Genomic DNA, 25,145 nt, shown 5'->3' with positions numbered 1-25,145 from the left:
CGCCGCCCGGCGAAGCTTCAGACCAGTCCGCCATTGGCCCGCAGGACCTGCCCGTTCACCCAACCAGCGGCCGGGCTCACCAGGAACGCGATGATGCTGGCAATGTCCTGCGGCTGGCCGAGGCGCTCCAGGGGCGGCATCTTGGCGTAGTGCTGCACCTGTTCTTCGCTCTTGCCGTGCATGAACAATTCGGTGGCGACCGGGCCGGGGGCCACGGCGTTGACCGTGATCTGGCGCCCGCGCAGCTCCTTGGCGAACACCTGGGTCAGGGATTCCACCGCCGCCTTGCTGGCGATGTACACCGAGTAGCCGGGCAGGTTCAGGCCTACGGTGCTGCTGGAAAAATTCACGATCCGGCCACCGTCGTTCAAGCGGGTCGCGGCTTCGCGCAAGGTGTTGAAGGTGCCACGGGTGTTGATGGCGAACGTCTGCTCGAACAGCTCGTCGCTGTGCTGCGCCAGGGGCATTACCTGAAGGATGCCGGCGTTATTGATCAACACATCGACCTTGCCCAGTTGGGCTTCGGTTTCGTCGAACATCCGCCGCACATCGGCTGAAGAGGACACGTCCGCCTTGATCGCTATGGCTTGGTGGCCGGCCTGGCGCAGTTGAACCACCAGTTTCGAGGCTTCGGTGGCGCTGTTGGCGTAATTGATGACGACGGCAAAACCTTCGCTGGCCAATTGCTTGGCAATCTCTGCTCCGATGCCGCGGGACGCGCCGGTCACGATGGCAACTTTCGAGTTTTGAACAGTCATGTGAGGTTCCTTTGAGGTTGAAGTGTTGTGATTCGTTGAAGTCAGATTCACATGTTTACTCTTGGCGATAAATGCCCGAGAGTTGCCTTGACTGTTCAATATTTTCCAACAATAAGCGCACGGGATTCAGATGGACCAAGTCAAGGCGATGAGGGTATTTGTCCGCATATACGAGCGCAGCAGCTTCACCCTGGCCGCTGAAGACTTGAATATGCCCCGGGCCACGCTGACCCATACGCTCAATCAATTCGAAGCCTGGCTGGGCATTCGTTTGCTGGAGCGCAGCACCCGCAAGGTACGCCCGACCCTCGACGGCGAAGCCTACTACCCGCGCTGCGTGCAATTGCTGGCGGAGCTTGAAGAGGCCGAACTGGCGTTTCGCGGCGTTGCGCCCAAGGGCAAACTCAGAGTAGACCTGCATGGCACCCAGGCCCGGTACTTCGTGATTCCGGCGTTGCCGCAATTCATGGCCCGCTACCCCGAAATAGAACTGTTCATCAGCGAGGCCGATCGTTTCGTCGACCTGATTGCCGAGGGTGTCGATTGCGTGCTGCGTTCCGGTACGTTGGCGGATTCGTCATTGATCGGCCGGCGTGTCGCCAACCTTCGGCAGATCACCTGTGCCAGCCCCGGTTACCTGCGCCAGTATGGCGAGCCGAAGAGCCTCGATGACTTGAAGCATCACAGGGCGGTGAATTACGTCTCGCGGACCACCGGCAAACTCTATCCGTTCGAATTCATGGTCGATGGCGAACTCAAGGAAGTGCCGATCGGAGGCTCGTTGTCGGTATCCGGCGCCGAGATCTACGCCGCCTCGGCCATCGCCGGCCTGGGCCTGATCCAATGCCCGCATTACCGAATGGAAGAACCGATCCGGCAGGGAATGATCCAGGAAGTCCTCACCGCCTACCCGCCGCCCTCCATGCCGGTGTCGGTGCTCTATCCCCACAACCGACACATGTCGCCACGGGTTCGCGTATTCGTGGATTGGGTGACGGAGGTGTTTGCGCAGGCGCGATGACGAGTGGTGATGACGGTGCATTGGTTGGAGAGTTGAACTAATATTTTTCTGAGTGTGTATTGTGTGTATCAGAAGGCTTTTTCGCAGCTAGAGTTTTCCGGCAGAGTTGTCGAATAAGGCAAAGGTGATGCGAAGTCGGGAAATGATCAGGAAGATCGAAGAGGACGGTTGGTACCTGGTGGCAGTCAAGGGTAGCCATCATCAGTACAAGCATTCCATCAAGGCTGGGAGGGTGACGATCGAGCACCCTGACACCGATCTGCCCAGAGGCACGATCAATAGCATATTGAAACAGGCGGGCCTGAAATGAAGCCCATGACCGATTACGAAATCCCCGATGGGGATGCATTGTTATCAGGCCGGTTGCTGCGGTTGCCGGATCTGAAGGAAGGATTCGTCCACATGAAATTTCCGGTCGTTCTGCACAAGGATGCCGATTCCGACTACGGAGTGACGGTCCCGGATGTACCGGGTTGTTTCTCCGCAGGCAGTACTGTGAGCCAGGCATTCGAAAATGTGAAAGAGGCGCTCTCGTTGCACTATGAAGGCTTGATAGCCGACGGCGAACCGCTGCCGCAGATCCATGAAATTGACGATCATCTCGACGATCCGCAATACGCCGGGGGGATATGGGGGGTGGTTGAGTTTGATGTCACGCCCTATTTCGGAAAGTCAGTGCGGTTCAACGCCACGTTGCCCGAGCAATTGCTTGAGCGCATCGACCAAACCGTGCGACGGGACCAGCGTTATAGCTCGCGTTCCGGTTTTCTGGCAGCGGCGGCCTTGCGCGAACTTTCAGCCTGACCGAGGCGTCTGTGAAATGTTAGCTTCTGCCACCCGCCGTCCGAACAGAGAGCCTTTTCGATGACCTACACCGCTGCGCAAAACCGCTACGAGTCCATTCCTTACCGCCGCGTCGGTCGCAGCGGGCTGGTGCTGCCGGCGTTGTCGCTGGGGTTGTGGCACAACTTCGGCGACAGTACGCCCATCGACACCCAGCGCGCCTTGCTGCGCACGGCGTTCGACCTGGGCATCAACCACTTCGACCTGGCCAACAACTACGGCCCGCCCTATGGCAGCGCCGAGATCAATTTCGGCCGGTTGCTGCGCGAAGATTTCCAGCAGTACCGCGATGAGTTGATCATCTCCAGCAAGGCCGGTTGGGACATGTGGCCAGGGCCTTACGGCCAGGGCGGTGGCTCGCGCAAATACGTGCTGGCCAGCCTCGACCAGAGCCTGCAACGCTTGGGGCTGGACTATGTGGACATCTTCTATTCCCACCGCTTCGACCCCGATACACCCCTGGAAGAAACCGCCAGTGCACTGGCCACTGCGGTGCAGCAGGGCAAGGCGTTGTACATCGGTATTTCCTCGTATTCCGGAGTGAAGACCCGGGAAATGGCGGCGCTGCTCAAGGAATGGAAAGTCCCGCTGCTGATCCACCAGCCGGCCTACAACCTGCTCAACCGCTGGGTGGAAAAAGACCTGCTGGACGCCACCGACGAATTGGGGACCGGTGTGATTGCCTTCACCCCGCTGGCCCAAGGGCTGCTGACCGACAAGTACCTCAAGGGCGTTCCGGCCGATGCGCGGGTGAATCGGCCGGGGGGCGGTTCGTTGCAGGCTTCGCACTTGTCGCAGGAGAACCTCGCCCACGTGCGCGCCCTCAATGAGATCGCCCAGCGTCGTGGCCAGAGCCTGGCGCAAATGGCCCTGGCCTGGACCTTGCGCGATCCCCGGGTCACCTCCGCCCTGATCGGCGCCAGCCGGCCGGAGCAGATCATCGAGAACGTCGGAGCCTTGCAGAACCTGAACTTCAGCGCCGAAGAACTGGCCGAGATCGACCGGTTTGCCCAGGAAGGCGGGATCAATCTTTGGGAAAAGCCTTCGTCGGCGGAATAACACAACCCCCCCCTGTGGCGAGGGGATTTATCCCCGCTGGCTGCGAAGCAGCCCCAGGAACAGCTCAGCACGATCTGCCTTTCAGATCGTGCGTGCAGGTTTTAGGGACGCTACGCAGCCCAGCGGGGATAAATCCCCTCGGCACAAAGGCGATTCCATCGCTATTCAGCGAAAAAACGGCACATCCCCCAACACCGTCGCCCGGTGCATCACCCGCCGGGCCGGGCGGTAGTCGTCCACGGCGAAATGCTGGGTCACACGGTTATCCCAAAACGCCACGTCGTTGACCTGCCAGCGCCAGCGCAGGGTGAACTCCGGGCGGGTGGCGTGGACGAACAGCAGTTTCAGGATCGCCTCGCTTTCGCTTTCCGACAGTTCGTTGATCCGTGTCGTGAAGCCTTCATTGACGAACAGTGAACGACGCCCGCTCACCGGATGGGTGCGGATCACCGGATGGGACAGCGGCGGGTTTTTCCGCCGTGCCTCTTCCCAGCGCGCCAGGTCTTCGGCGGTGTTGCCAAAGCGCTCCAAGGGAAAGGATCGGGTGAAATCGTGGGTCGCCGTCAGGCCTTCCAGCAAGCGTTTCAACGGTGTCGACAAGGCTTCATAGGCGGCGATGCCACTGGCCCACAACGTATCGCCACCCACCGCCGGCAACAGCTTGGCGCTGAGCACCGCGCCGAGGGCTGGCGTTGGTAGAAAGGTCACGTCGGTGTGCCACACGGCGTTGTCGCGGACATCGGTGACGGCGGTGTCGAGCACCAATACTTCGGGCTGCTCCGGCACGTTGGGGTAGATCGGATGAATGTGCAGGTCGCCAAAATACCCGGCGAAGCGCGCCTGCTGTGGCGGTTCGATCGGCTGGTCGCGGAAAAACAGCACCTGGTGTTCGAGCAGCGCCTGCTCGAGGGTGTCGCGGTCGGCCAGGCTCAGCGGCTGGCGGATATCGATTCCTTCGATCTGCGCGCCGAGGGCGGTGCTCAAAGGCGTAATGGTCGGGCGGTTCATCGCAGTGTTCTCGGTCTGGGCGCCGAATGGTCGGCGTGGTCATTGGGTATCAATGGGTCTGGCCGTGCCACGGCACCAGTTTGCGTTGCAGGGCGCGCAGGCCCATTTCCATGGCGAAGGCAATCAGCGCGATCACCAGGATTCCCAGCACCACCACGTCGGTGACCAGGAACTGCGCCGCTGACTGCACCATGAACCCCAGGCCGCTGGTGGCAGCGATCAGTTCGGCGGCCACCAGTGTCGACCAACCCACGCCCAGGCCGATACGGATGCCGGTGAGAATGTCCGGCAGGGCACTGGGCAGGATCACATGGCGAATCAACTGTGCCCGCGTGGCGCCCAACGACTGCGCCGCACGCAGCTTGGCCCGGTCGACGGTGCGCACGCCGGTGGCGGTGGCAATGGCAATCGGGGCGAAGATCGCCAGGTAGATCAGCAGTACCTTCGACAACTCGCCGATGCCGCACCAGATCACGATCAATGGCAGGTACGCCAACGGTGGGATCGGCCGGTAGAACTCGATCAACGGATCGAGCACACCGCGCGCGATGCGGTTGGCGCCAATGGCGATGCCCACCGGCACCGCCGTCAGCACCGCGAACAACAGGCCCAGGCCGATGCGTTCAAGGCTGGCGGCCAAGTGTTGCCAGAGGGTGGAGTCCATGTAGCCGTGGGTCGCCAGCAGCCAGCCTTTTTGCAGCACGGCCGAGGGTGGGGGCAGGAACAGCGGTTCGATCAGGCCGCTGGCGGTGACGGCCCACCAGGCTGTCAGCAGCGCGATCAGGGTCAAGCCGCTGATCCAACGCGTACTCAGGTGGGGTCTCGAACCGCTGGTCGTGGGCCGGGTCGTCGCGTCACGGACCCCGGCGGGAATTTCGTAGGTGCTCATGCGCGCTCCTGGGGTCGAGTGGCGCTGCGTTGGGAAAACACTTTGGCGAGCACATGCTCGCGGGTTTCGATGAAGCGTGGGTCGGACTTGATCGACCGTGCCGATTCCCCGGCCCCGTAGCGCTGGCCGAAATCCAGGCTCAGGCGTTCGACGATCTGCCCCGGGTTCGGTGCCAGCAGAATCAAGTCAGTGGCGAGGAAGACGGCTTCTTCAATGTCATGGGTGATCAGGAACACCGGCTTGGCGGTGCGCTGCCAGACCTGTAGCAACAGTTCCTGCATCTGCTCGCGGGTGAAGGCGTCCAGCGCACCGAACGGTTCGTCCATCAACAGCACACGCGGGTCGGCCGCCAACGCCCGGGCCAGGCCGACGCGTTGTTTCTGACCGCCGGAGAGCTGCCAGACGCGGCGTTGCTCGAAACCGGCCAGGTCCACCAGGGCAAGCATTTCCCGAGCGCGAGCCTCGCGTTTTTCCTTGGGAATGCCGGCCAGTTCCAGGCCGAACCCGACGTTTGCCAGTACGTCCTGCCACGGCAGCAGCGCATCGTCCTGGAACACCACGCCGCGTTCGGCGCTCGGGCCCTTGACCGGCGTGCCGTCGAGGGTGATCTGCCCGGCGCTGGGCTCGACGAACCCGGCAATCAGGTTCAACAGCGATGTCTTGCCACTGCCGGACGGACCGAGGGCAACCAGCAACTGCTTCGGCCCCAGGGTCAGGGAAATCTCCGCCAGCACTGGTTCCGCCGCGCCGGGGTACTGTGCGCTGATGCGCTCCAGCTGAAGCAAGGCCATCGCATGTCTCCTTTTTTTGATCAGCGAGTGATGTATTTGGCGCTGACGTAAGGCGCGTAGTCCGGCAGCACGGCTTCGACTTTGCCTTGCTCCTTGAGGAACGCCGCGGTATCGGTGATGGCTTGGGTGGTCGGTGCGCCGAGGCTCACGACCTGATCGGCCGCCAGGGGAAAGACGTTGCCTTGCAGCAACAACGGGATATCGCTGGCCTTGGCACCGGAGAGCTTCACCAGTTTGTCGACGTTGGACGCATCGGCCAGCCAGGCTTGTGGGTCCTTGCGGTACTGGGCGTAGGCGTCCAGGGTCACTTTGGCGAAGGCGGTGACGATTTCAGGATGCTTCTGGGCGAAGTCCTTGCGCACGATCCAGGCGTCGAATGTCGGTGCGCCGAACTTGGCCAACTCCGCGGAGGTGATCAGCACCTTGCCGTTTTCCTTGGCCACACCCAGGGCCGGGTCCCAGACGTAGGTGGCGTCGATGTCGCCACGTTTCCAGGCGGCGATGATGGCCGGTGGCGCCAGGTTGAGCACGGTGACTTTCGATGGGTCGATGTTCCAGTGTTTCAACGCGGCGAGCAGGCTGTAGTGACCGGTGGACACGAACGGCACGGCGATCTTCTTGCCGATCAGGTCTTGCGGGGAATTGATACCGGAGCCGTCACGAACCACCAAGGCCTCGGCGGCACCGATCTGGGTGGCGATGAGGAAGGTTTCCACCGGGACCTTGCGGGTGATGGCCGCGGTCAACGGGCTGGAACCGAGGTAGCCGATTTGTACATCGCCCGAAGCGATGGCGGTGATGACGTCGGCACCGTTGTCGAACTTGCGCCAGTCGATCTTGGCTTGGGTGGCTTTTTCGTAGGCGCCATCGGCCTGGGCGACTTTGGCCGGGTCGACGGTGGTCTGGTAAGCGACGGTCAGGTTGGCTGCCTGGGCAAAAAGACTCGTTGCTGCCAGGGAGGCGGCCGCGAGAAGGCGAAGGGGGAAACGCAAAGACATGGAAAATCTCCTCAACAGGCCGCCGGACGTTCGGCGTTTGAGGAGACTAAATGATCTAAGAATTCAAAAATAAATAACTTTTTCGAATGAGCTTATCAGCGAAAAAATCTATGCGTGCATCAGCTTTTGTGGCGAGGGGATTTATCCTCGCTGGGTTGCGAAGCGACCCCAAATCAGTCGAATGAGAGCTGACTTAGACACCGAGGTGAACCGTCGAGGGCTGCTTTGCAGCCAGCGGGGATAAATCCCCTTGCCACAAAATCATTCCCATGTAAGACATGGGAATGATTTATGAGGGGATCAGTTACTGATCGCCAAAATACTCGCCTGGTACGAACCCACGAACACATCGAAATCCCCCACCTCGTTCTGCTCCAGCTCGGCTTGCTGGACCAGCGACTCGCGTGCGGTCTCTTCGAATGTCGCTTGTTCCTGGGCAGGCAACGGCTCGGCGCGGAAGAATTCGGCGTGGGCCTTGCTTTGGCGCAGGGAGAACTGGGCGAAGCTTTCCTGGTGTTCGGCCATGGCGGCCAGCACCTGGGCGGAAGGCGTCAGGGACGGATCGCGGACTTTCGCCAATTGCGCGTCCAGTGCCTGGCGATGGGCATCGCCACCCTGGCTCTGGTCGAGCAGCGCGGCCAGCGGGGCGATTTTTTCCAGCAATTCGACGGCCCAGGCCTGCATGTCCACCGCTTGGCCCTGGCGCTGCAATTGCAGGCCTGGCTTGCGACCTTCCTTGACCACGGTCAGGAAGTTGCTCGTGGCGTTGCCGCATTCGTTGTTTTCCAGCTGCGGGCTGTCATTGAGGCCGCAATACAGCAGGAACGCATCGAGGAACCGCGCTTCGGTGAGGTCGATACCCATCGGCAGGAACGGGTTGATGTCCAGGCAGCGCACTTCGACGTACTGGATTCCCCGGGCCATCAAGGCCTGGATCGGTCGCTCGCCGGTGTAGGTCACGCGCTTGGGACGGATGTTGGAGTAGTACTCGTTTTCGATCTGCAAGATGTTGGTATTGAGCTGCACCCACTCGCCGTTCTGGTGAGTGCCGACTTCGACGTACGGCGCGTAGGGCGTCGCCACCGCTTTGCGCAGGCTGTCGGTGTAGCTCGCCAGGTCGTTGTAGCATGGCGTGAGGCCGGCCTGGGCGTTGCTCTGGTAACCCAGGTCGCTCATGCGCAGGCTGGTGGCGTAGGGCAGGTACAAGGTGTCCGGATCCAGTTGTTCCAACTGGTGCGGACGGCCCCGCAGGAAACCGACGTCCAGGGCCGGCGAGGCACCGAACAGGTACATCAGCAACCAGCTGTAGCGGCGGAAATTACGGATCAGCGCGATGTAGGCCGACGACTGGAAGTCCCGGTCGCTCACCTCGGCGGCTTCGTCCTGGCGTAACAGCGGCCAGAGCTTTTCCGGCAAGGAAAAGTTGTAGTGGATACCTGCGATGCACTGCATGGTCTTGCCGTAGCGCAGGGCCAGGCCCTTGCGATAGACGTACTTGAGCCGACCGATATTCGAGGTGCCGTAGTAGGCGATCGGAATGGCTTCTTCGGTCGGCAGTGGGCACGGCATCGACGGGCTCCACAGATACTCGTCACCCAGTTTGCTGTAGGCAAACCGGTGGATCTTGTCGAGGCTGCGCAAGGTATCGGCCGGATTGGCCAGGGCCGGCGTGATGAACTCCAGAAGCGACTCGGAATAGTCGGTAGTGATCTGTTCGTTGGTCAGCGCCGAACCCAGGGCCTTGGGGTGCGGAGTCTGCGCCAGGCGCCCATCGTCCGTGACACGCAGGCATTCACGCTCGATGCCGTGCAGGCACTGTTCGAGCAGGGAGAGGTTGGCGCGCTCGCCGAGCAGGGCCAGGCGGCGGTTTAAAAGGTCGCTCAAGTTGAATTCCTTCACGCGTCAGTCGCCCCAATATGGGGGTGGGCAAGACGGTCTACAAGGGTGAAGTTAAAACTGGCGTTTTCGCCTGGTTTTATGCGGGTAAAGACTGATCGCCGCACTCCCTGTGGGAGCGGGCTTGCTCGCGAAGAGGTCTTATCAGCCAACATTGAAGTCGCCTGACACGCCGCTTTCGCGAGCAAGCCCGCTCCCACAGGAAAGCCCGACACTGCATTCATGGCGTCGAAATTAACCCAAATCGATGACAGGGAGCTATAGGACAGCGAACGTGCCTTGCGCTTTTGCGACCAGTTTGTCGCCTTGCATCACCTCGGCCTCGACCACCAGCGTGCGCCGGCCCGGGTGGATGACCCGGGCGGTGCACAACACGTCGCCGTCGGACACGGCGCGAATGTAGTTGATCTTGCATTCGATGGTCGCGCTCTGCTGATCAAAGCCATGGACACTGGAACAGGCCAGACCCATGGCGATGTCCACCAGGCTGAACAGTGCGCCGCCGTGCAGCTTGCCGCCGCGGTTGCGCAACGGCGGCTCGAGGCCCAGGGCGACTTGCGCCACCCCGTCCCCCAGGCTGTGCAGACGGCAGCCGAGCAGCTTGAAAAACGCGCTCTCCACCAAGCCGGCCGGCACGTCCATCAGCGTTTCTTCAACTGCTTGGCGTTGGCGAACAACGAAGCCATGGCGTTGTTCGTCGGTGCCGCGGTGGCGGTTTCCTTGCGCGGCGCGGTGTTCTGCGACTGACGCGGCGTCGAGCCAGGACGAGCACCACGGGCACCGTCGACTTTCTCACCCGGCGTGTCGCTCATGCGCATCGACAGGCCGACGCGTTTGCGCGGGATGTCGACTTCCATGACCTTCACTTTCACCACATCGCCAGCCTTCACCGCTTCGCGCGGGTCCTTGATGAACTTCTCCGACAGTGCGGAGATGTGCACCAGGCCGTCCTGGTGCACGCCGATGTCGACGAAAGCACCGAAGTTGGTGACGTTGGTCACCACGCCTTCGAGGATCATGCCCGGTTGCAGGTCCTTGAGGTCCTCGACACCGTCCTGGAACTCGGCGGTCTTGAACTCGGGACGCGGGTCTCGGCCCGGTTTTTCCAGTTCCTGGAGGATGTCGGTGACGGTGGGCAGGCCGAAGGTTTCGTCGGTGAATTTCTTCGGGTCCAGGCGCTTGAGAAACGCCGCATCACCGATCAGCGAGCGGATGTCACGGTCGGTCTGGGCGGCGATGCGCTGCACCAGCGGGTAGGCTTCGGGGTGGACGGCCGACGAATCCAGCGGGTTGTCACCGTTCATGACCCGCAGGAAGCCGGCGGCCTGTTCAAAGGTTTTTTCACCCAGGCGTGGGACTTTCTTCAACGCGGCGCGGGTCTTGAACGCGCCATGTTCGTCACGGTGGGTGACGATGTTCTGCGCCAGCGTGGCGTTCAGGCCGGAGATCCGCGCCAGCAGCGCCACCGAAGCGGTGTTCACGTCCACACCCACGGCGTTCACGCAGTCTTCCACCACGGCGTCCAGGCCGCGCGCCAGTTTCAGTTGGGAAACGTCGTGCTGATACTGGCCGACACCGATGGATTTGGGGTCGATCTTCACCAACTCCGCCAGTGGATCCTGCAGGCGACGGGCGATGGACACCGCGCCACGGATCGACACATCCAGGTCGGGGAATTCCTTGGAAGCCAGTTCCGACGCCGAGTAAACCGAAGCGCCGGCCTCGGAGACCATGACCTTGGTCATTTTCATGGCTGGGTATTTCTTGATCAGCTCGGCGGCCAGTTTGTCGGTCTCGCGGCTGGCGGTGCCGTTGCCGATGGCGATCAGGTCCACCGAATGCTTGGCGCATAGGGCGGCGAGCACGGCGAGGGTCTGGTCCCACTTGTTGTGTGGCACGTGCGGGTAGACCGTGGCGTGATCCAGCAGCTTGCCGGTGGCGTCCACCACCGCCACCTTGCAGCCGGTGCGCAGGCCCGGGTCCAGGCCCAGGGTGGCGCGGGGGCCGGCCGGTGCGGCCAGCAGCAGGTCGTGCAGGTTGTGGGCGAACACGTTGATCGCCTCGGTCTCGGCGTTGTCGCGCAACTCGCCCAGCAGATCGGTTTCCAGGTGGGTGTAGAGCTTGACCTTCCAGGTCCAGCGCACCACTTCGGCCAGCCATTTGTCGGCGGCGCGGTTCTGGTTCTGGATGCCGAACTGCTGGCCGATCATGCCTTCGCACGGGTGCATGGTGCCCGGCAATTCTTCACCGACCTTCAGGGCGGAGCTGAGGATGCCTTCGTTGCGACCCCGGAAAATCGCCAGGGCGCGATGGGACGGCATGCTTTTGAGCGGTTCGTCGTGTTCGAAGTAGTCGCGGAACTTCGCGCCTTCCTCTTCCTTGCCGGCGATCACCCGGGCGCTGAGGATGGCTTCCTGTTTAAGGAAGTTGCGCAGTTTTTCCAACAGGTTGGCGTCTTCGGCGAAACGCTCCATGAGGATGTACTTGGCTCCCTCCAGCGCCGCTTTCACGTCCGCCACGCCTTTTTCGGCATCGACGAAGCGCGCCGCTTCGGTTTCCGGGGCCAGGGTCGGGTCGTTGAACAGGCCGTCGGCCAGCTCGCCGAGGCCGGCTTCCAGGGCGATCTGGCCCTTGGTGCGGCGCTTTTGCTTGTAGGGCAGGTACAAGTCTTCGAGACGAGTCTTGGTGTCGGCCAGCTTGATGTCGCGCTCAAGTTGCGGGGTCAGCTTGCCCTGCTCCTGGATGCTGGCCAGGATGCTGATGCGCCGTTCGTCGAGTTCTCGCAGGTAGCGCAGGCGCTCTTCCAGATGCCGCAGCTGGGTGTCATCGAGGCTGCCGGTCACTTCTTTCCGGTAACGGGCGATGAAAGGCACCGTGGAACCTTCATCGAGTAGCGCGACGGCCGCTTCGACCTGCTGTGGGCGTACACCGAGTTCCTCGGCGATGCGGCTGTTGATGCTGTCCATAAAACCACCTGACAAATTGTGAAAATCAGGCTCGCCACCACAGAAACCGGGCTCGGCGAGACTGGTTGAGCGGCCTGGCATGCGCCGCTGCCTGGGTCAAAAGGCTGCCTGTTGACCCGCGAAATTCAAAAAGTTGCCTTGCCAAGGCTGAAAAAATGGCACGCCGGGATCACGATCCGGCATTCCCTGGCACAAAAGGCCGCGCATTATAACCAGCGTTCCGTCCTGAGGGGGGGACAGGGTCTGTAGGCTTGATACCTGGATTGGTGGAGATAGAGGAAAAATCTGCTAACAATGCACACGGTGCGTATAACGGCAGCTAGGCCATAATGCGCGCCGAGATCAAAGGAGCTTCCTATGAGCAGCACTGCACAAACTGCTGAAGGCGAAAAAATTCTTATTGTTGACGACGATCCAGGGCTGAGCAGCCTGCTGGAACGCTTTTTCGTCAGCAAGGGCTACCGTGCCCGCACCGTACCGAACACCGAGCAAATGGATCGGTTGCTGGCCCGTGAAGTGTTCAACCTGGTCGTACTCGACCTGATGCTACCCGGTGAAGACGGCCTGACCGCCTGCCGCCGCCTGCGCGGCGCCAACAACCAGATCCCGATCATCATGCTCACCGCCAAGGGCGACGAGCTGAGCCGTATCAAGGGCCTGGAACTGGGCGCCGACGATTACCTGGCCAAGCCGTTCAATCCCGACGAGTTGATGGCCCGCGTCAAGGCGGTGCTGCGTCGCCAGTCGGCGCCGGTGCCTGGCGCGCCGGGCAGCGAAGATGAAAGCGTGACCTTCGGCGACTACGAACTGTCCCTGGCCACCCGTGAGCTCAAGCGCGGCGATGAGGTCCACATGCTCACCACCGGTGAGTTCGCCGTGCTCAAGGCCCTGGTGATGAACGCCCGACAGCCGCTGACCCGCGACAAGCTGATGAACCTGGCCCGTGGTCGTGAATGGGATGCGCTGGAGCGCTCCATCGACGTGCAGATTTCCCGCCTGCGCCGGATGATCGAGCCTGATCCTTCCAAGCCGCGGTATATCCAGACCGTCTGGGGCGTGGGTTACGTGTTCGTGCCGGATGGCGCCGCCAGCAAGTGATCGGCGATTTGTAGGAGCGGGTGGCCTGGCCGGTTGAAATGTCTTCTTCCAGGCGACTCGCGGTCTGTCATTGTGCGAGCATCGCTCGCTCCTGCAAGTGTGTAGCGGTTATTCATGAAAACCCCCGTTTGGTTCCCCCAGAGTTTCTTCTCCCGCACCCTCTGGCTGGTGCTGATCGTCGTGCTCTTTTCCAAGGCGCTGACGTTGGTGTACCTGCTGATGAACGAAGACGTGCTCGTGGACCGGCAGTACAGCCACGGCGTTGCCTTGACCCTGCGGGCCTATTGGGCGGCGGACGAAACCAACCGGGCGAAAATTGCCGAGGCGGCGACGCTGATCCGTGTCGTCGGTGCCGGCGTGCCGGAGGGCGAGCAGCATTGGCCCTACAGCGAGATCTATCAACGCCAGATGCAAGCCGAACTGGGCGCCGATACAGAGGTGCGCTTGCGCATGCACTCGCCTCCGGCGCTTTGGGTGCGGGCTCCGAGCCTGGGGGATGGCTGGCTGAAAGTGCCGTTGTACCCGCATCCGTTGCGCGGCCAGAAAATCTGGAACGTACTCGGCTGGTTCCTGGCCATCGGCCTGCTGTCGACGGCATCGGCGTGGATCTTCGTCAGCCAGCTCAACCAACCGTTGAAACGCCTGGTCTACGCCGCCCGCCAACTGGGCCAGGGGCGCAGCGTGCGGCTGCCCATCAGCGATACGCCCAGCGAGATGACCGAGGTCTACCGCGCCTTCAACCAGATGGCCGAGGATGTGGAACAGGCCGGGCGCGAACGCGAGCTGATGCTGGCGGGCGTCTCCCACGACCTGCGCACGCCCTTGACCCGGCTGCGGTTGTCGCTGGAATTGATGGGCGAGCACACCGACCTGACCGACGAGATGGTCCGCGACATCGAGGACATGGACGCGATTCTCGATCAGTTCCTGGCGTTCATACGCGACGGTCGTGATGAGTCCGTGGAAGAAGTGGACCTCAGCGAGTTGGTGCGGGAGGTGGTCGCGCCCTATAACCAGAACGACGAGAAAGTGCACCTGCGCCTGGAGCCGATTCAGCCGTTCCCGTTGCGCCGGGTGTCGATGAAGCGTTTGTTGAACAACCTGATCGGCAATGCCCTGAACCATGCCGGCGCCGGCGTCGAAGTCGCGGCCTATGTCTCCGGCGACACCAGCGCGCCTTACGTGGTGCTGAGCGTCATGGACCGTGGCGCCGGCATCGATCCTTCGGAGCTGGAAGCCATTTTCAACCCCTTCACCCGGGGCGATCGCGCCCGGGGTGGGAAAGGCACGGGGCTGGGCTTGGCCATCGTCAAGCGTATCGCCTCGATGCACGGCGGCAACGTCGAGTTGCGCAACCGCGCCGGTGGTGGGCTGGAAGCTCGGGTGCGGTTGCCGTTGGGCCTGATGCTGCCAAGGGATGCGGTATAGGGGCAGCTGCAAGCCGCGAGCTTCAAGCTGCAAGTTGAACCGGCTTGGCTTAAAGCTTGAAGCTTGAAGCTGCTCTTCTAGCCCTTTCCTTTGGTTCGGGTCATGTTCGGCCCGCCATTCTTTTCCAGGTGCTCGATGATGATTCCCGCCACGTTCTTGCTGGTGGTGGTCTCGATGCCTTCCAGGCCCGGCGAGGAGTTGACCTCCATCACCAGTGGCCCGTGGTTGGAGCGCAGGATGTCCACGCCCGCCACGGCCAGGCCCATGACCTTTGCGGCCCGCAGGGCGGTCATGCGCTCTTCCGGGGTGATTTTGATCAGGCTGGCGCTACCACCGCGATGCAGGTTGGAGCGGAACTCGCCGGGCTTGGCCTGGCGTTTCATCGAGGCAATCACTTTGTCGCCAACCACGAAGCAGCGGATGTCGGCGCCACCGGCTTCCTTGATGTATTCCTGGACCATGATGTTCTGCTTCAGGCCCATGAATGCCTCGATCACCGATTCCGCTGCCGTCGCGGTTTCACACAGGACCACGCCGATGCCCTGGGTGCCTTCCAGCACCTTGATCACCAGCGGTGCGCCGTTGACCATCGCGATCAGGTCGGGAATGTCGTCGGGGGAGTGGGCAAAACCGGTGACCGGCAGGCCGATCCCGCGCCGTGACAGCAGTTGCAGCGAGCGCAGCTTGTCCCGGGAACGGGCGATGGCCACCGACTCGTTGAGGGGAAACACCCCCATCATTTCAAACTGGCGCAACACGGCGCAGCCATAGAACGTCACCGATGCGCCGATGCGCGGGATCACCGCGTCGAACCCTTCCAGCGGCTTGCCACGGTAGTGGATCTGAGGCTTGTGGCTGGCGATGTTCATGTAGGCGCGCAGGGTATCGATCACCACCATTTCATGGCCACGTTCGGTCCCGGCTTCAACCAGGCGACGAGTGGAATACAGACGCGGATTACGCGACAGCACAGCGATCTTCATGCAACACCTGTGGCAGAGGTAGTGGACACCGGGAATGCCGGCTTTTCTTGAACATATTTGCTGCCCGGATTGACCACCAGTTGGCCGTCGATCAAGGCTTTGGAACCCAGTAACAGGCGATATCGCATGGATTTGCGGCAGGCGAGGGTGAACTCGACCCGCCAGACCCGGTCACCCAGCGCCAACGTGGTGCTGATCACGTAGCGGACCTGAGCGTGGCCGTTGGAACTCTTTATGGTCTTGCGCGCCACCAGCGGGGCTTCGCAGCGGCGATGGCGCAATTGCACCACCGTGCCGAGGTGCGCGGTGAAGCGCACCCACTTTTCGCCATCGCGCTCGAACGGCTCGATGTCGGTGGCATGCAGGCTGGAGGTGCTGGCCCCGGTGTCGATTTTTGCCCGCAGGCCCACGACTCCCAGATCCGGGAGCGCCACCCACTCGCGCAAACCGACGACGGTCAAATGGTCAAAAGTCTTCAATTAAAAAAACCTGCGATCAGTGCATCGGATCGTGGACTCCGCGAATCGCGGTATTCACGCAGAATAATCACAAAATGGCGACAGTTATCTACGCACTTGTGTGTGCTTGTAACCGATTCCGGCCGAAGCGATGGGTGTGGCGTTGGTTTGGCGGGCATTCTATCCGTCGGGCCTGATTCGTGCGCTCGACAAAAACGGTAGTACAGTTCCGGCTATTGGCAGAAAGAGGAATTGCAGTGGCACAAAAAAAGGAAGAAGACGACAAGGTCCGTCTCGATAAATGGTTGTGGGCGGCGCGCTTCTACAAGACGCGGGCCCTGGCCAAGACCGCCATCGAAAGCGGCAAGGTCCATCACCGGGGAGAGCGCTGCAAGCCGGGCAAGGAGCCCCGCATCGGCGATGAGTTTGTCATCCGCACCGGGTTCGATGAAAAGACCGTGGTGGTCGAGGCCCTGTCGATCGTTCGGCGCGGCGCACCTGAAGCGCAGGCGCTGTATCGTGAAACCGAAGCCAGCATCGCCAAGCGCGAAGCCGCCGCCGCGCAACGCAAGGCCGGCGCATTGGGGGTCAGCACCGATGGCAAGCCGAGCAAGAAACAGCGCCGGGACCTGTTCAAGTTTCATGGCAGCAACAGCGAGTAGGCGCGCAGGCCTGGCTGCCTGTCAGTCAGGCGATTGTGGCGAGGGGATTTATCCCCGCTGGGCTGCGTAGCAGCCCCAACCAAACATGTGGCTCACAGGTGCGAGGGTGCACGTTCAAAGGGCTGCTGCGCAGCCAGCGGGGATAAATCCCCTCGCCACAGGTTCCTGTGGGATCAGTCCATGGGGTTACGCCATGCGGATCTTCCCGTCAGGCAAACCCAAGCCTTGCTTGGAACCCACCCTGAATGCCCATAAAATGCCCGCCATCATTTGTCATCACCTCAGATACCAGATCCTATGACTGATTTACCGGATACCGACTACACCCAACGTTTCATCTTCGATGACAGCGACGCCCGTGGCGAGCTGGTGGCGTTGGAGCGTAGCTACGCCGAAGTCCTCGCCAAGCACCCCTATCCGGAGCCGGTCGCACAACTGCTCGGCGAGCTGATGGCGGCTGCGGCGTTGTTGGTGGGCACCTTGAAGTTCGATGGCTTGCTGATTCTCCAGGCGCGCTCCGAAGGGCCGGTCCCGCTGCTGATGATCGAGTGCTCCAGCGAACGCGAGATCCGCGGCCTGGCCCGTTATCACGCCGAGCAGATCGCGCCCGATGCGACCCTGGCCGACATGATGCCCGACGGCGTGCTGGCCCTGACGGTGGACCCCACCCACGGCAAGCGCTACCAGGGCATCGTCGATCTCGACGGCGCGACCCTGGCCGAGTGCTTCACCAACTACTTCGTCATGTCCCAGCAGACCAATACCCGGTTCTGGCTCTACGCCGACGGGCGGCGCGCGCGCGGTTTGCTGCTGCAACAACTGCCCGCCGATCGCCTTCGCGACACCGAGGAACGCGACGCCAGTTGGCAGCACATCACCGCTCTGGCCAGCACCCTGAGCGCCGATGAGTTGCTGAGCCTGGACAACGAAACCGTACTGCATCGCCTCTATCACGAGGAGCAGGTACGCTTGTTCGACGGCCAGCCGTTGCGTTTCCAATGCAGCTGCTCTCGTGAACGTTCCGGCAATGCGCTGGTCAGTCTGGGTCTGGAAGATGCGCAGCAACTGGTGATCGAGCATGGCGGCGCCATCGAGATCGACTGCCAGTTCTGCAACGAGCGCTACCTCTTCGACGCGGCGGACATCGCTCAATTGTTCGCCGGTGCGGGTGTCGACACACCGTCAGATACTCGACACTAAAACGGTTCAGCGCAGGTAAATCTCCTGGCAAACGCCGGATTTACGCCGTACTGACGGGAGGGCCCTACTTTTTTTGGGCTTTTCTGGCATAATCCGGCCCACTTTTTTCGGGTAGTAGTGCGCGACTTCCTACTACAAAACGTTTGGAGCACTCGGCCACGGGCCGACGGGGAATCTCATGACGCAAGCCAATAACGCCGTGTACACCGATCTGAGTGTCGATGATCTGGTCAAAGAAGCCCTGAATCGCGGTGAAGGCGAGCTTGCCGATACTGGCGCGCTGGTTGTCCGTACCGGTCATCGTACCGGTCGCTCGCCAGTCGACCGTTTCATTGTGGAAGAGCCAACCACCCAGGACGCCATCGCCTGGGGCCCGATCAACCGCAAGTTCCCGGCCGACAAGTTCGATGCCCTGTGGAACCGCGTCGAAGCCTACCTGGGCGAGCGCGAGCGTTTTGTCTCCCATGTGCATGTAGGTTCCGATCCTGCGCACTACCTGCCGGTCAAGATGACCACTGAGACTGCGTGGCACAACCTGTTCGGTCGTTGCCTGTTCATCAACCCCGAGCAGTACAACGCCGGCGGCAAGGACGAGTGGCAGATCCTCAACGCGCCGAACTTCGTCTGCGAGCCTGAGCGCGACGGCACCAACTCCGACGGCACCGTGATCATCAATTTCGCGGCCAAGAAAGTGCTGATCGCCGGCATGCGCTACGCCGGCGAAATGAAAAAAGCCCTGTTCTCCGTGCAGAACTTCCTGCTGCCAGCCGTTGACGTGCTGCCGATGCACTGCGCCGCGAACATGGGCGAAGAGGGCGATGTGACCCTGTTCTTCGGCCTGTCGGGCACCGGCAAGACCACCCTGTCCGCCGATGAAAGCCGTTACCTGATCGGTGATGACGAACACGGCTGGGGCGTGGGCGTGGTCTTCAACATCGAAGGCGGCTGCTACGCCAAGTGCATCGACCTGTCCGAGAAGAACGAGCCGGTGATCTGGAAAGCCATCCAGCACGGCGCCGTACTGGAAAACGTCGTCCTGGACCCGGTCACCAAGAAAGCCGACTACGCCGACGACAGCCTGACCCAGAACAGCCGCGCTGCGTACCCCCGTGAGCTGATCGAAAAACGCGCACCGAAAAACCTCGGTGGCGAGCCTAACGCCGTGATCTTCCTGACCTGCGACCTGACCGGCGTACTGCCACCGGTGTCGATTCTCAGCGAAGAACAAGCCGCCTACCACTTCCTGTCCGGCTACACCGCACTGGTGGGCTCGACTGAAATGGGCTCGGGCAGTGGCATCAAGTCGACCTTCTCCACCTGCTTCGGCGCCCCGTTCTTCCCGCGTCCGGCCGGTGAGTACGCTGAGCTGCTGATCAAGCGCATCCGTGGTTTCGGCTCCAAGGTCTACCTGGTCAACACCGGCTGGACCGGTGGCGGCTACGGCGTCGGCAAGCGCTTCAATATCCCGACCACCCGTGCGGTGATCGCGGCGATCCAGAGCGGCGCGCTGATCGGTGCTGAAACCGAACACCTGGACATCATCAACCTGGACGTGCCGCTGGCTGTTCCAGGTGTCGAGACTGGCCTGTTGAACCCACGCAACACCTGGGCCGACAAAGCCGCCTACGACGAAGCAGCCAAGGCATTGGCCGGTCTGTTCACCGAGAACTTCAAGAAGTTCGACGTGAGCGACGCGATCAAGGCTGCAGGTCCGCAGCTGTAAGGCTTGCTTGGTGAATGAAAAAACCGCCCTTCATGGGCGGTTTTTTCATGGGCGGCTATTTGAGGTGCGCCGATCAGCTAGGCCTCTTCCACTTCCCGCGTATCCCATCGCTGTGCCTTGATCGCCTTGTAAAGCATGCCGATGGTCAGTGGCAGCTTGTTCCCCCGACCCTTGGCCCTGCGCTTTTGAAACAAATCGAACCCTTCAGGCTGAAAATAGCGGTAGGCGTCGTAGTCGATGAGTTCGATGGCGAACCGCTCCTCCAGTGCCTCCATCAGGTGCCGGGCGTCCGCGCCATCGCAACCCAAGTCGAGATTGATCGCAGTGCCCAGGCGAATCGTCTTGCGTTCAGGCAAGCCGATTTCTTCGTGGAGCAACTCCATGAGCTGGCGCATGGCATGGTCATCGGGGAAGTCTGGCGCAAGGTGCATGATGAAATGTCCAGAATAAAAGAGGTGCGTCTGTACCGGTGGAAAGTTTAGGGGGAAATCGTTGCCCGTTGGAAAAAGAAGAACGCTGCAATCAAGAAATCGCAGGCGTTGCGATTGTGGTTTTGACCGTCGCGAGGATTGGCGGGTCGTCGGGGAATTTCATGCATCCGCCCAGTAGTAGGGACAGCATCAGGACGGTAGGTAGGTTCAGTTTGTGCGTCATGGTTATTTCCTTTTTCAAGTAGCGAACCGCGGGCGTCCTGCCGTTGGTGGGTCAAGCGCAAAGTGTTCATGGGTATCGCGAGTCGATTGCTGCCAGGCTCGCGAGCGATAAGGGTTTGGGTTCAGTCAGCCATCTGTTCAGGCATGCGTAGTGCGGCGGCCTCGAGGTCCATCAATCCTCTGCCATAGGCTTCGCTGTTGGCGTAGATACCTGTGCGGTTGGCTGTCGCCAGCAGATGTTCGCGTATCTGCTGCGGGCTGAGTTGCGGGTGAAGGCTTTGTAGCGCCGCCAGTGCGCCACTGACCAACGCGGCGGCGGGAGATGTGCCAGCGGTCTGCACGTAGCGGCCGTCCTTGCCAACGGTGAGCAGGCCGGCCTGTGCACCGGCGTCTCCGCCGGGAACGGCGATGCACCAGGCAGCTGCGACGCCGCAATAGTTGGATTTGCCATTGATGGCGCTACCGTCGTTCTTCAACGCCACCACTGCGATCCAGCCTTTTTCCAGCTCTGGCAATGCGGCTGGCAGTCCTGGCTCGGCCAGGGGCTCGCGCTTGAGTTCGTTACCGGTGGGGAAGACCAGCACGGCGCCGTCCGCGACCAGTTTTCGAGCGACGGCCAGGGAGTCGGGCATCACCTGGTTGTAGCGCGCCTCATTGATCTCGGTGGCTGGAATGGCGTTGGCCCACGAGTTGTTGAACAGCCGGGCACCCTTGTCAAAACCACTTTGCCAGGACCGGGCGATTTCGCTGTCGAAGAAAAACGGCTCGTTGTCGTCGCCAAAGCGAAAGGGGATCATCCGCGCATTGAACGCGATGCCATGCATGCCCTGGTCGTCCTTGTTGGCGGCGAGAATACCGGCCATCTGCGTGCCATGACCGATGCGGTCAACGGTGCCTGGACGGTCTTCGACATGGTCGAATCCAGGATCACCCAGTCTGCCCTCGAACTCCTCGAGGCTGGCGTTGAGCCCCGAGTCGATCAACGCCACGACAACATCCCGGCCAGTCCCGCCACGAGCATAGAGCGCTGATGCCTTGACGACGGCCAAGCCTTGTTGAGCGTGATACTCCGGGGTTTCGAACTGGGCAGGATCCACGGCGGGTGGATCGGGGACGGTCAAGCAACCGGCGAGCAATGAGGCCGACGTGATCGTCAGTGCGCGTAGAGCGGAAAATGGGTGTGGCATGGTTCGTTCCTTGAAGAATTGAAATCGAGCGTCAGCCTTCCTGGCCTTGACGTACAGCATGAGTTTTCGGCGCACCTTACCGTGGTGGCGAAGTCGGGACGAGACATCAAATTGCCCGGATTTGTATCTGCTCGTGGCAAGGCAAAGGCATTCGACGCTGTATCATCCGGTATCGTTTTTACCCCCGACCTTTTCTCGACGCGCTGCGTTGTCCCGCTAGGCTTTGGGCATCGCAGCAGTCAAAGGAGCGACCGCGCATGCACAGCACCCTGGAACAGGTTTTCGGTTATCCGCAGTTTCGCCCCGGTCAGGAGGCGGCCATCGGCGCCGTACTGGCCGGTCGGTCGGCGGCGGCCATCTTCCCCACTGGCTCGGGCAAGTCCCTGTGTTATCAATTGCCGGCCCTCCTCTTGCCGCACCTGACCCTGGTGGTTTCGCCACTGCTGGCATTGATGCAGGACCAGTTGGTGTTCCTCAAGCGCCACGGCATCGCGGCGGCCAGTATCGATTCGGCCCAGAGCCGTGACGAAGCCAACGACGCCATGGCGCGGGCCCGTTCGGGCGAGTTGAAGATCCTGATGATTTCCGTGGAGCGCCTGAAGAACGAGCGCTTTCGCAATTTCCTGCAGCAGGTGCCGATTTCGTTGCTGGTGGTGGACGAGGCCCACTGTATTTCGGAGTGGGGGCATAACTTCCGACCTGACTACCTCAAGCTTCCCGATTACCAGCACCAGTTCAATATTCCCCAGGTATTGCTGCTGACGGCCACCGCCACACCCAAGGTCATCGCCGACATGCAGGCGAAATTCGCCATTGCCGCCGCCGATGTGGTGACGACCGGTTTCTACCGACCGAACCTCAATCTGTTGGTCGAGCCCGTGCCGGGTGCCGACAAGCGCGCACGGCTGGTGCAGTGGTTGGGCACGCGCGCCGGGCAGCCGAGTATCGTCTATGTCACCTTGCAGCGAACCGCCGAGCAGATCGCCGAGCACCTGAGCCAGCAGGGTATCGAGGCCGAGGCCTATCACGCCGGTTTGCCCCATGAGCAACGGGAAGCCATCCAGCGGCGATTCATGGGCGGGCAATCCAATTGCATTGTCGCCACCATCGCTTTCGGCATGGGCATCGACAAGAGCGATATCCGCAACGTGGTGCATTTCGACCTGCCCAAGTCCATCGAGAACTACAGCCAGGAAATCGGCCGGGCCGGGCGCGACGGGCAGCCATCGGATTGCCTGGTGCTGGCCAACCGCGACAGCCTCAACGTGCTGGAGAACTTTGTGTACGGCGATACGCCGGAGCTCACAGGCATTCGTTGCGTGCTCGACGAACTGAAGGCCGCTGCCCCCGATGGGCAATGGGAGTTCTTGCTGGGCCCGCTGGCGGACCAGAGCAACATCCGCCAACTGCCGCTCAAGACGTTGTTGGTCCAGTTGGAGCTGCGCCGGCTGATCGCGCCACGCTATGCCTATTTCGCGGAGTATCGCTTCAAGTTCCTGACCGAGCCCCAGGAGCTGCTGGAGCGCTTCGAAGGTGAGCGCAGGGACTTCGTCGCGGCCATCATCCAGACCTCCAGGCGCGCCCGGAGCTGGGCCACGGTGGATTTCGACGGGATGTACCAGCAGTACCACGCTGAGCGTAATCGGGTGGTCAAGGCGCTGGATTATTTCCAGGAAAAGGGCTGGATCGAGTTGGAAAGCAAGCAGATGACGGAGGTGTACAGCGTGCTGGAAGCGGATCTGGATGTGCAGGCCTTGAGTGCCGAGCTGCATGCCTATTTCACCCGGCACGAACACGGTGAAATCGCGCGGATCCACGCCATGCTCGAATTGTTCGCCACCGACCGTTGCCTGGGTCATCGCTTGGCGCAGTATTTCGGCGACGACAGTGCACCCCACCCGTGTGGTCATTGTTCGGTGTGCCATGGGCAGATCGCTCGCCTGCCGGAGCCGCCTGCGCTGCCGGCGCTTGTGGATAAAAGCTTCGAGGCGCTGTGTGGCGATTTTATCCACAAGCATGAGCAGCACAGCGGCAGCGTGCCGTCTGCCGAGCGCCTCACCCGCTTCCTGTGCGGGATCAGCGTGCCGCTGTTCACCCGATTGAAGGCGCGGAAGATCCCTGGGTATGCCGCACTGGAAGCATATCCATACGCCGAAGTTCGCCAGTGGACCCAGGCGCACCTGTGAGCTGCATCCATCCGCTGAATGCCCTTCATCACACGAATAAATTTCAAAAACATTCGGCGGCTGACTAAGGTGAAGGCTGTCTTCGGATCGCCAACAAGAGAGCCAACATGAGCCAGACACCTTTCGATATTCAGCGCGCCGCGGTGGTCGGTGCAGGCACCATGGGGCGAGGCATCGTGATGTGCCTGGCCAACGCCGGCGTGGCGGTGCAGTGGGTCGACAACAATCCGCAGATGCTTGAGCAGGCACTGGTTGCCGTGGCCGAGACCTATGCCCATGGTGTGCGCCAGGGCCGTATCGACCAGGATGAGGCCGATGCGCGGATCGCCCGGGTGACACGGGCGGATGATTACGCGGCGATCCGTGAGGTGGACCTGGTGATCGAAGCGGTCTACGAAAACCTGGAGCTCAAGCAGACCATCTTTCGCGAGCTGGACGGTCTGCTCAAACCCTCGGCCATCCTGGCGAGCAACACGTCGGCGCTGGACATCGATGCCATCGCCGCCGTCACCCTTAGGCCAACCCAGGTCCTGGGCCTGCATTTCTTCAGTCCGGCGCACATCATGAAGCTGCTGGAGATCGTTCGCGGCGCACAAACCTCCAAAGCAGTGCTGGATGCGGCCCTGGTGCTGGGCCAGCGCATGGGCAAGGTCAGCGTGATATCGGGCAACTGCCATGGCTTCATCGGCAACCGGATGCTTCATCCGTATGTGCTGGAAGCGCGCAAGATGTTGCTGGAGGGGGCGTTCCCCCATCAGGTGGATGCGGCGTTGCAAGGCTTCGGTTTCGCCATGGGACCGTTTCGCATGTACGACGTCGTTGGCATCGACCTGGAGTGGCGCGCCCGTGAGCTGGCGGGCAAGGGCCAGGATGCGCCCGAGGTGCAAGTGGACAATCGTCTGTGCGAGCTGGGACGGTTCGGCCAGAAAAGCGGCAATGGGTATTATCACTACGAGCCGGGCAGTCGACAGGCCGAGCATGATGTCGAGGTCGATGCGTTGGTGTTGCAAGTCAGTGAGGCGCTGGGGTTCCAGCGTCGCGAGATCGGGCCGGAGGAAATCCTCGAGCGTTGCTTGCTGGCGCTGGTCAACGAGGGGGCGAAGATCCTGCAGGAAGGCATTGCCGAGTCGGCCCACGCTATCGACCTGGTCTACCTCAACGGCTACGGCTTCCCTGCGGACAAGGGCGGGCCGATGGCCTGGGCTGACGGGCAGGGGCTGGAAGCCATCCACGCACGCCTGCTGGAACTCGAAACGAAGCAGGGCGACCAGTGGAAGCCCGCGCGTGTGATTGGCGATCTGGCGGCGCAAGGCAAGGGATTCGCGCAGGCCTGAGCCC

Annotated in this window: 24 protein-coding genes; 11 read left to right on the top strand and 13 right to left on the bottom strand. The window is 61.6% G+C overall.

Translation table 11 applies throughout. The features are described from left to right. Positions 1 to 17 precede the first annotated feature (17 nt). Complete coding sequence (locus BLP82_RS15040; RefSeq protein WP_092169244.1) at positions 18 to 758, bottom strand: SDR family oxidoreductase; 741 nt, start codon at positions 756 to 758, stop codon at positions 18 to 20. Positions 759 to 888: 130 nt separating this feature from the next. Here BLP82_RS15040 and BLP82_RS15035 point away from each other — a divergent pair, with 130 nt between their 5' ends. The 4 genes from BLP82_RS15035 (at position 889) to mgrA (ending at position 3,681) form a co-directional block, all read left to right on the top strand. Continuing rightward, complete coding sequence (locus BLP82_RS15035) at positions 889 to 1,779, top strand: LysR family transcriptional regulator (RefSeq protein ID WP_092169241.1); 891 nt, start codon at positions 889 to 891, stop codon at positions 1,777 to 1,779. Between the two features lie 127 nt (positions 1,780 to 1,906). Further along, positions 1,907 to 2,089, top strand: a complete 183-nt coding sequence (locus BLP82_RS15030; RefSeq protein ID WP_092169238.1) for a type II toxin-antitoxin system HicA family toxin — start codon at positions 1,907 to 1,909, stop codon at positions 2,087 to 2,089. Between the two features lie 92 nt (positions 2,090 to 2,181). After that, positions 2,182 to 2,583: a type II toxin-antitoxin system HicB family antitoxin gene (locus BLP82_RS15025; RefSeq protein WP_063325186.1), complete on the top strand. Its 402-nt coding sequence runs from the start codon at positions 2,182 to 2,184 to the stop codon at positions 2,581 to 2,583. A 60-nt stretch (positions 2,584 to 2,643) separates the two neighbouring features. After that, complete coding sequence (gene mgrA, locus BLP82_RS15020; RefSeq protein ID WP_092169235.1) at positions 2,644 to 3,681, top strand: L-glyceraldehyde 3-phosphate reductase; 1,038 nt, start codon at positions 2,644 to 2,646, stop codon at positions 3,679 to 3,681. 165 nt (positions 3,682 to 3,846) lie between these two features. On the opposite strand, the gene tauD is transcribed toward mgrA, so the two are convergent. The 7 genes from tauD to BLP82_RS14980 form a co-directional block, all read right to left on the bottom strand. After that, the gene (gene tauD, locus BLP82_RS15015; protein ID WP_092169231.1) at positions 3,847 to 4,689 is read right to left on the bottom strand and encodes a taurine dioxygenase; all 843 of its coding nucleotides are present in this window, start codon (positions 4,687 to 4,689) and stop codon (positions 3,847 to 3,849) included. A gap of 49 nt (positions 4,690 to 4,738) precedes the next feature. Continuing rightward, a complete protein-coding gene (gene tauC, locus BLP82_RS15010) occupies positions 4,739 to 5,578 on the bottom strand; it encodes a taurine ABC transporter permease TauC (RefSeq protein WP_092169228.1) in 840 nt (279 codons plus the stop codon). Then, on the bottom strand, positions 5,575 to 6,369 hold the full coding sequence (tauB, locus tag BLP82_RS15005) for a taurine ABC transporter ATP-binding subunit (protein ID WP_092169225.1): 795 nt from the start codon (positions 6,367 to 6,369) through the stop codon (positions 5,575 to 5,577). Before tauB ends, tauC begins: the two co-directional genes overlap by 4 nt. Positions 6,370 to 6,389: 20 nt before the next feature. Further along, positions 6,390 to 7,367, bottom strand: a complete 978-nt coding sequence (gene tauA, locus BLP82_RS15000; RefSeq protein WP_092169222.1) for a taurine ABC transporter substrate-binding protein — start codon at positions 7,365 to 7,367, stop codon at positions 6,390 to 6,392. 300 nt (positions 7,368 to 7,667) lie between these two features. Continuing rightward, positions 7,668 to 9,251 carry a glutamate--cysteine ligase gene (gshA, locus tag BLP82_RS14995; RefSeq protein ID WP_092169219.1) on the bottom strand — a complete coding sequence of 528 codons (1,584 nt, stop codon included), beginning with the start codon at positions 9,249 to 9,251 and terminating at the stop codon, positions 7,668 to 7,670. 270 nt (positions 9,252 to 9,521) lie between these two features. After that, positions 9,522 to 9,905: a PaaI family thioesterase gene (locus BLP82_RS14985; RefSeq protein ID WP_092169213.1), complete on the bottom strand. Its 384-nt coding sequence runs from the start codon at positions 9,903 to 9,905 to the stop codon at positions 9,522 to 9,524. Further along, positions 9,905 to 12,229 carry a Tex family protein gene (locus BLP82_RS14980; protein ID WP_092169210.1) on the bottom strand — a complete coding sequence of 775 codons (2,325 nt, stop codon included), beginning with the start codon at positions 12,227 to 12,229 and terminating at the stop codon, positions 9,905 to 9,907. The genes BLP82_RS14985 and BLP82_RS14980 overlap by 1 nt, the downstream gene beginning before the upstream one ends. Positions 12,230 to 12,586: 357 nt before the next feature. Here BLP82_RS14980 and ompR point away from each other — a divergent pair, with 357 nt between their 5' ends. After that, entirely contained in the window at positions 12,587 to 13,327 is a 741-nt protein-coding gene (gene ompR, locus BLP82_RS14975) for an osmolarity response regulator transcription factor OmpR (RefSeq protein WP_003196691.1), read from the top strand. A gap of 114 nt (positions 13,328 to 13,441) precedes the next feature. Then, positions 13,442 to 14,755, top strand: coding sequence for an ATP-binding protein (locus BLP82_RS14970; protein WP_060739672.1), 1,314 nt, complete (start codon positions 13,442 to 13,444; stop codon positions 14,753 to 14,755). Positions 14,756 to 14,832: 77 nt separating this feature from the next. Here the strand turns inward: BLP82_RS14970 and rimK are convergent, their stop codons facing one another. Beyond that, a complete protein-coding gene (rimK, locus tag BLP82_RS14965; protein WP_003196697.1) occupies positions 14,833 to 15,738 on the bottom strand; it encodes a 30S ribosomal protein S6--L-glutamate ligase in 906 nt (301 codons plus the stop codon). Next, the gene (locus BLP82_RS14960; protein ID WP_170842319.1) at positions 15,735 to 16,199 is read right to left on the bottom strand and encodes a retropepsin-like aspartic endopeptidase RimB; all 465 of its coding nucleotides are present in this window, start codon (positions 16,197 to 16,199) and stop codon (positions 15,735 to 15,737) included. The genes rimK and BLP82_RS14960 overlap by 4 nt, the downstream gene beginning before the upstream one ends. A gap of 254 nt (positions 16,200 to 16,453) precedes the next feature. Between BLP82_RS14960 and BLP82_RS14955 the strand changes: the two genes are divergently transcribed. The 3 genes from BLP82_RS14955 to BLP82_RS14940 all read left to right on the top strand — a co-directional run bounded on the left by BLP82_RS14955 (position 16,454) and on the right by BLP82_RS14940 (position 19,781). Further along, positions 16,454 to 16,858: an RNA-binding S4 domain-containing protein gene (locus tag BLP82_RS14955; RefSeq protein ID WP_092169204.1), complete on the top strand. Its 405-nt coding sequence runs from the start codon at positions 16,454 to 16,456 to the stop codon at positions 16,856 to 16,858. A gap of 297 nt (positions 16,859 to 17,155) precedes the next feature. Further along, positions 17,156 to 18,058 (top strand): Hsp33 family molecular chaperone HslO, encoded by a 903-nt coding sequence (hslO, locus tag BLP82_RS14950; protein ID WP_060739669.1) that lies wholly within the window; start codon positions 17,156 to 17,158, stop codon positions 18,056 to 18,058. Positions 18,059 to 18,236: 178 nt separating this feature from the next. Next, positions 18,237 to 19,781 (top strand): phosphoenolpyruvate carboxykinase, encoded by a 1,545-nt coding sequence (locus BLP82_RS14940; RefSeq protein ID WP_060739668.1) that lies wholly within the window; start codon positions 18,237 to 18,239, stop codon positions 19,779 to 19,781. Positions 19,782 to 19,858: 77 nt separating this feature from the next. On the opposite strand, the gene BLP82_RS14935 is transcribed toward BLP82_RS14940, so the two are convergent. From BLP82_RS14935 to BLP82_RS14930, 3 genes are all read right to left on the bottom strand, one after another. Beyond that, complete coding sequence (locus BLP82_RS14935; protein ID WP_092169201.1) at positions 19,859 to 20,212, bottom strand: DUF1493 family protein; 354 nt, start codon at positions 20,210 to 20,212, stop codon at positions 19,859 to 19,861. Between the two features lie 91 nt (positions 20,213 to 20,303). Then, positions 20,304 to 20,435 carry a hypothetical protein gene (locus BLP82_RS31640; RefSeq protein WP_256574169.1) on the bottom strand — a complete coding sequence of 44 codons (132 nt, stop codon included), beginning with the start codon at positions 20,433 to 20,435 and terminating at the stop codon, positions 20,304 to 20,306. 121 nt (positions 20,436 to 20,556) lie between these two features. Further along, positions 20,557 to 21,621 carry a S8 family peptidase gene (locus BLP82_RS14930; RefSeq protein ID WP_092169197.1) on the bottom strand — a complete coding sequence of 355 codons (1,065 nt, stop codon included), beginning with the start codon at positions 21,619 to 21,621 and terminating at the stop codon, positions 20,557 to 20,559. 257 nt (positions 21,622 to 21,878) lie between these two features. On the opposite strand from BLP82_RS14930, the gene BLP82_RS14925 reads away from it, so the two are divergent. Together BLP82_RS14925 and BLP82_RS14920 are read left to right on the top strand one after the other, a co-directional pair. Beyond that, positions 21,879 to 23,807 (top strand): RecQ family ATP-dependent DNA helicase, encoded by a 1,929-nt coding sequence (locus tag BLP82_RS14925; RefSeq protein WP_092169193.1) that lies wholly within the window; start codon positions 21,879 to 21,881, stop codon positions 23,805 to 23,807. Between the two features lie 107 nt (positions 23,808 to 23,914). Beyond that, positions 23,915 to 25,141, top strand: coding sequence for a 3-hydroxyacyl-CoA dehydrogenase (locus tag BLP82_RS14920; protein WP_092169190.1), 1,227 nt, complete (start codon positions 23,915 to 23,917; stop codon positions 25,139 to 25,141). The last annotated feature ends 4 nt before the right edge of the window (positions 25,142 to 25,145 follow it).

The organism is Pseudomonas sp. NFACC37-1, assembly GCF_900101575.1.
GTDB lineage: Bacteria > Pseudomonadota > Gammaproteobacteria > Pseudomonadales > Pseudomonadaceae > Aquipseudomonas > Aquipseudomonas fluorescens_AA.
Note: the sequence above shows the minus strand (reverse complement) of the source record. Positions and strands in the feature narration are given on the sequence as shown.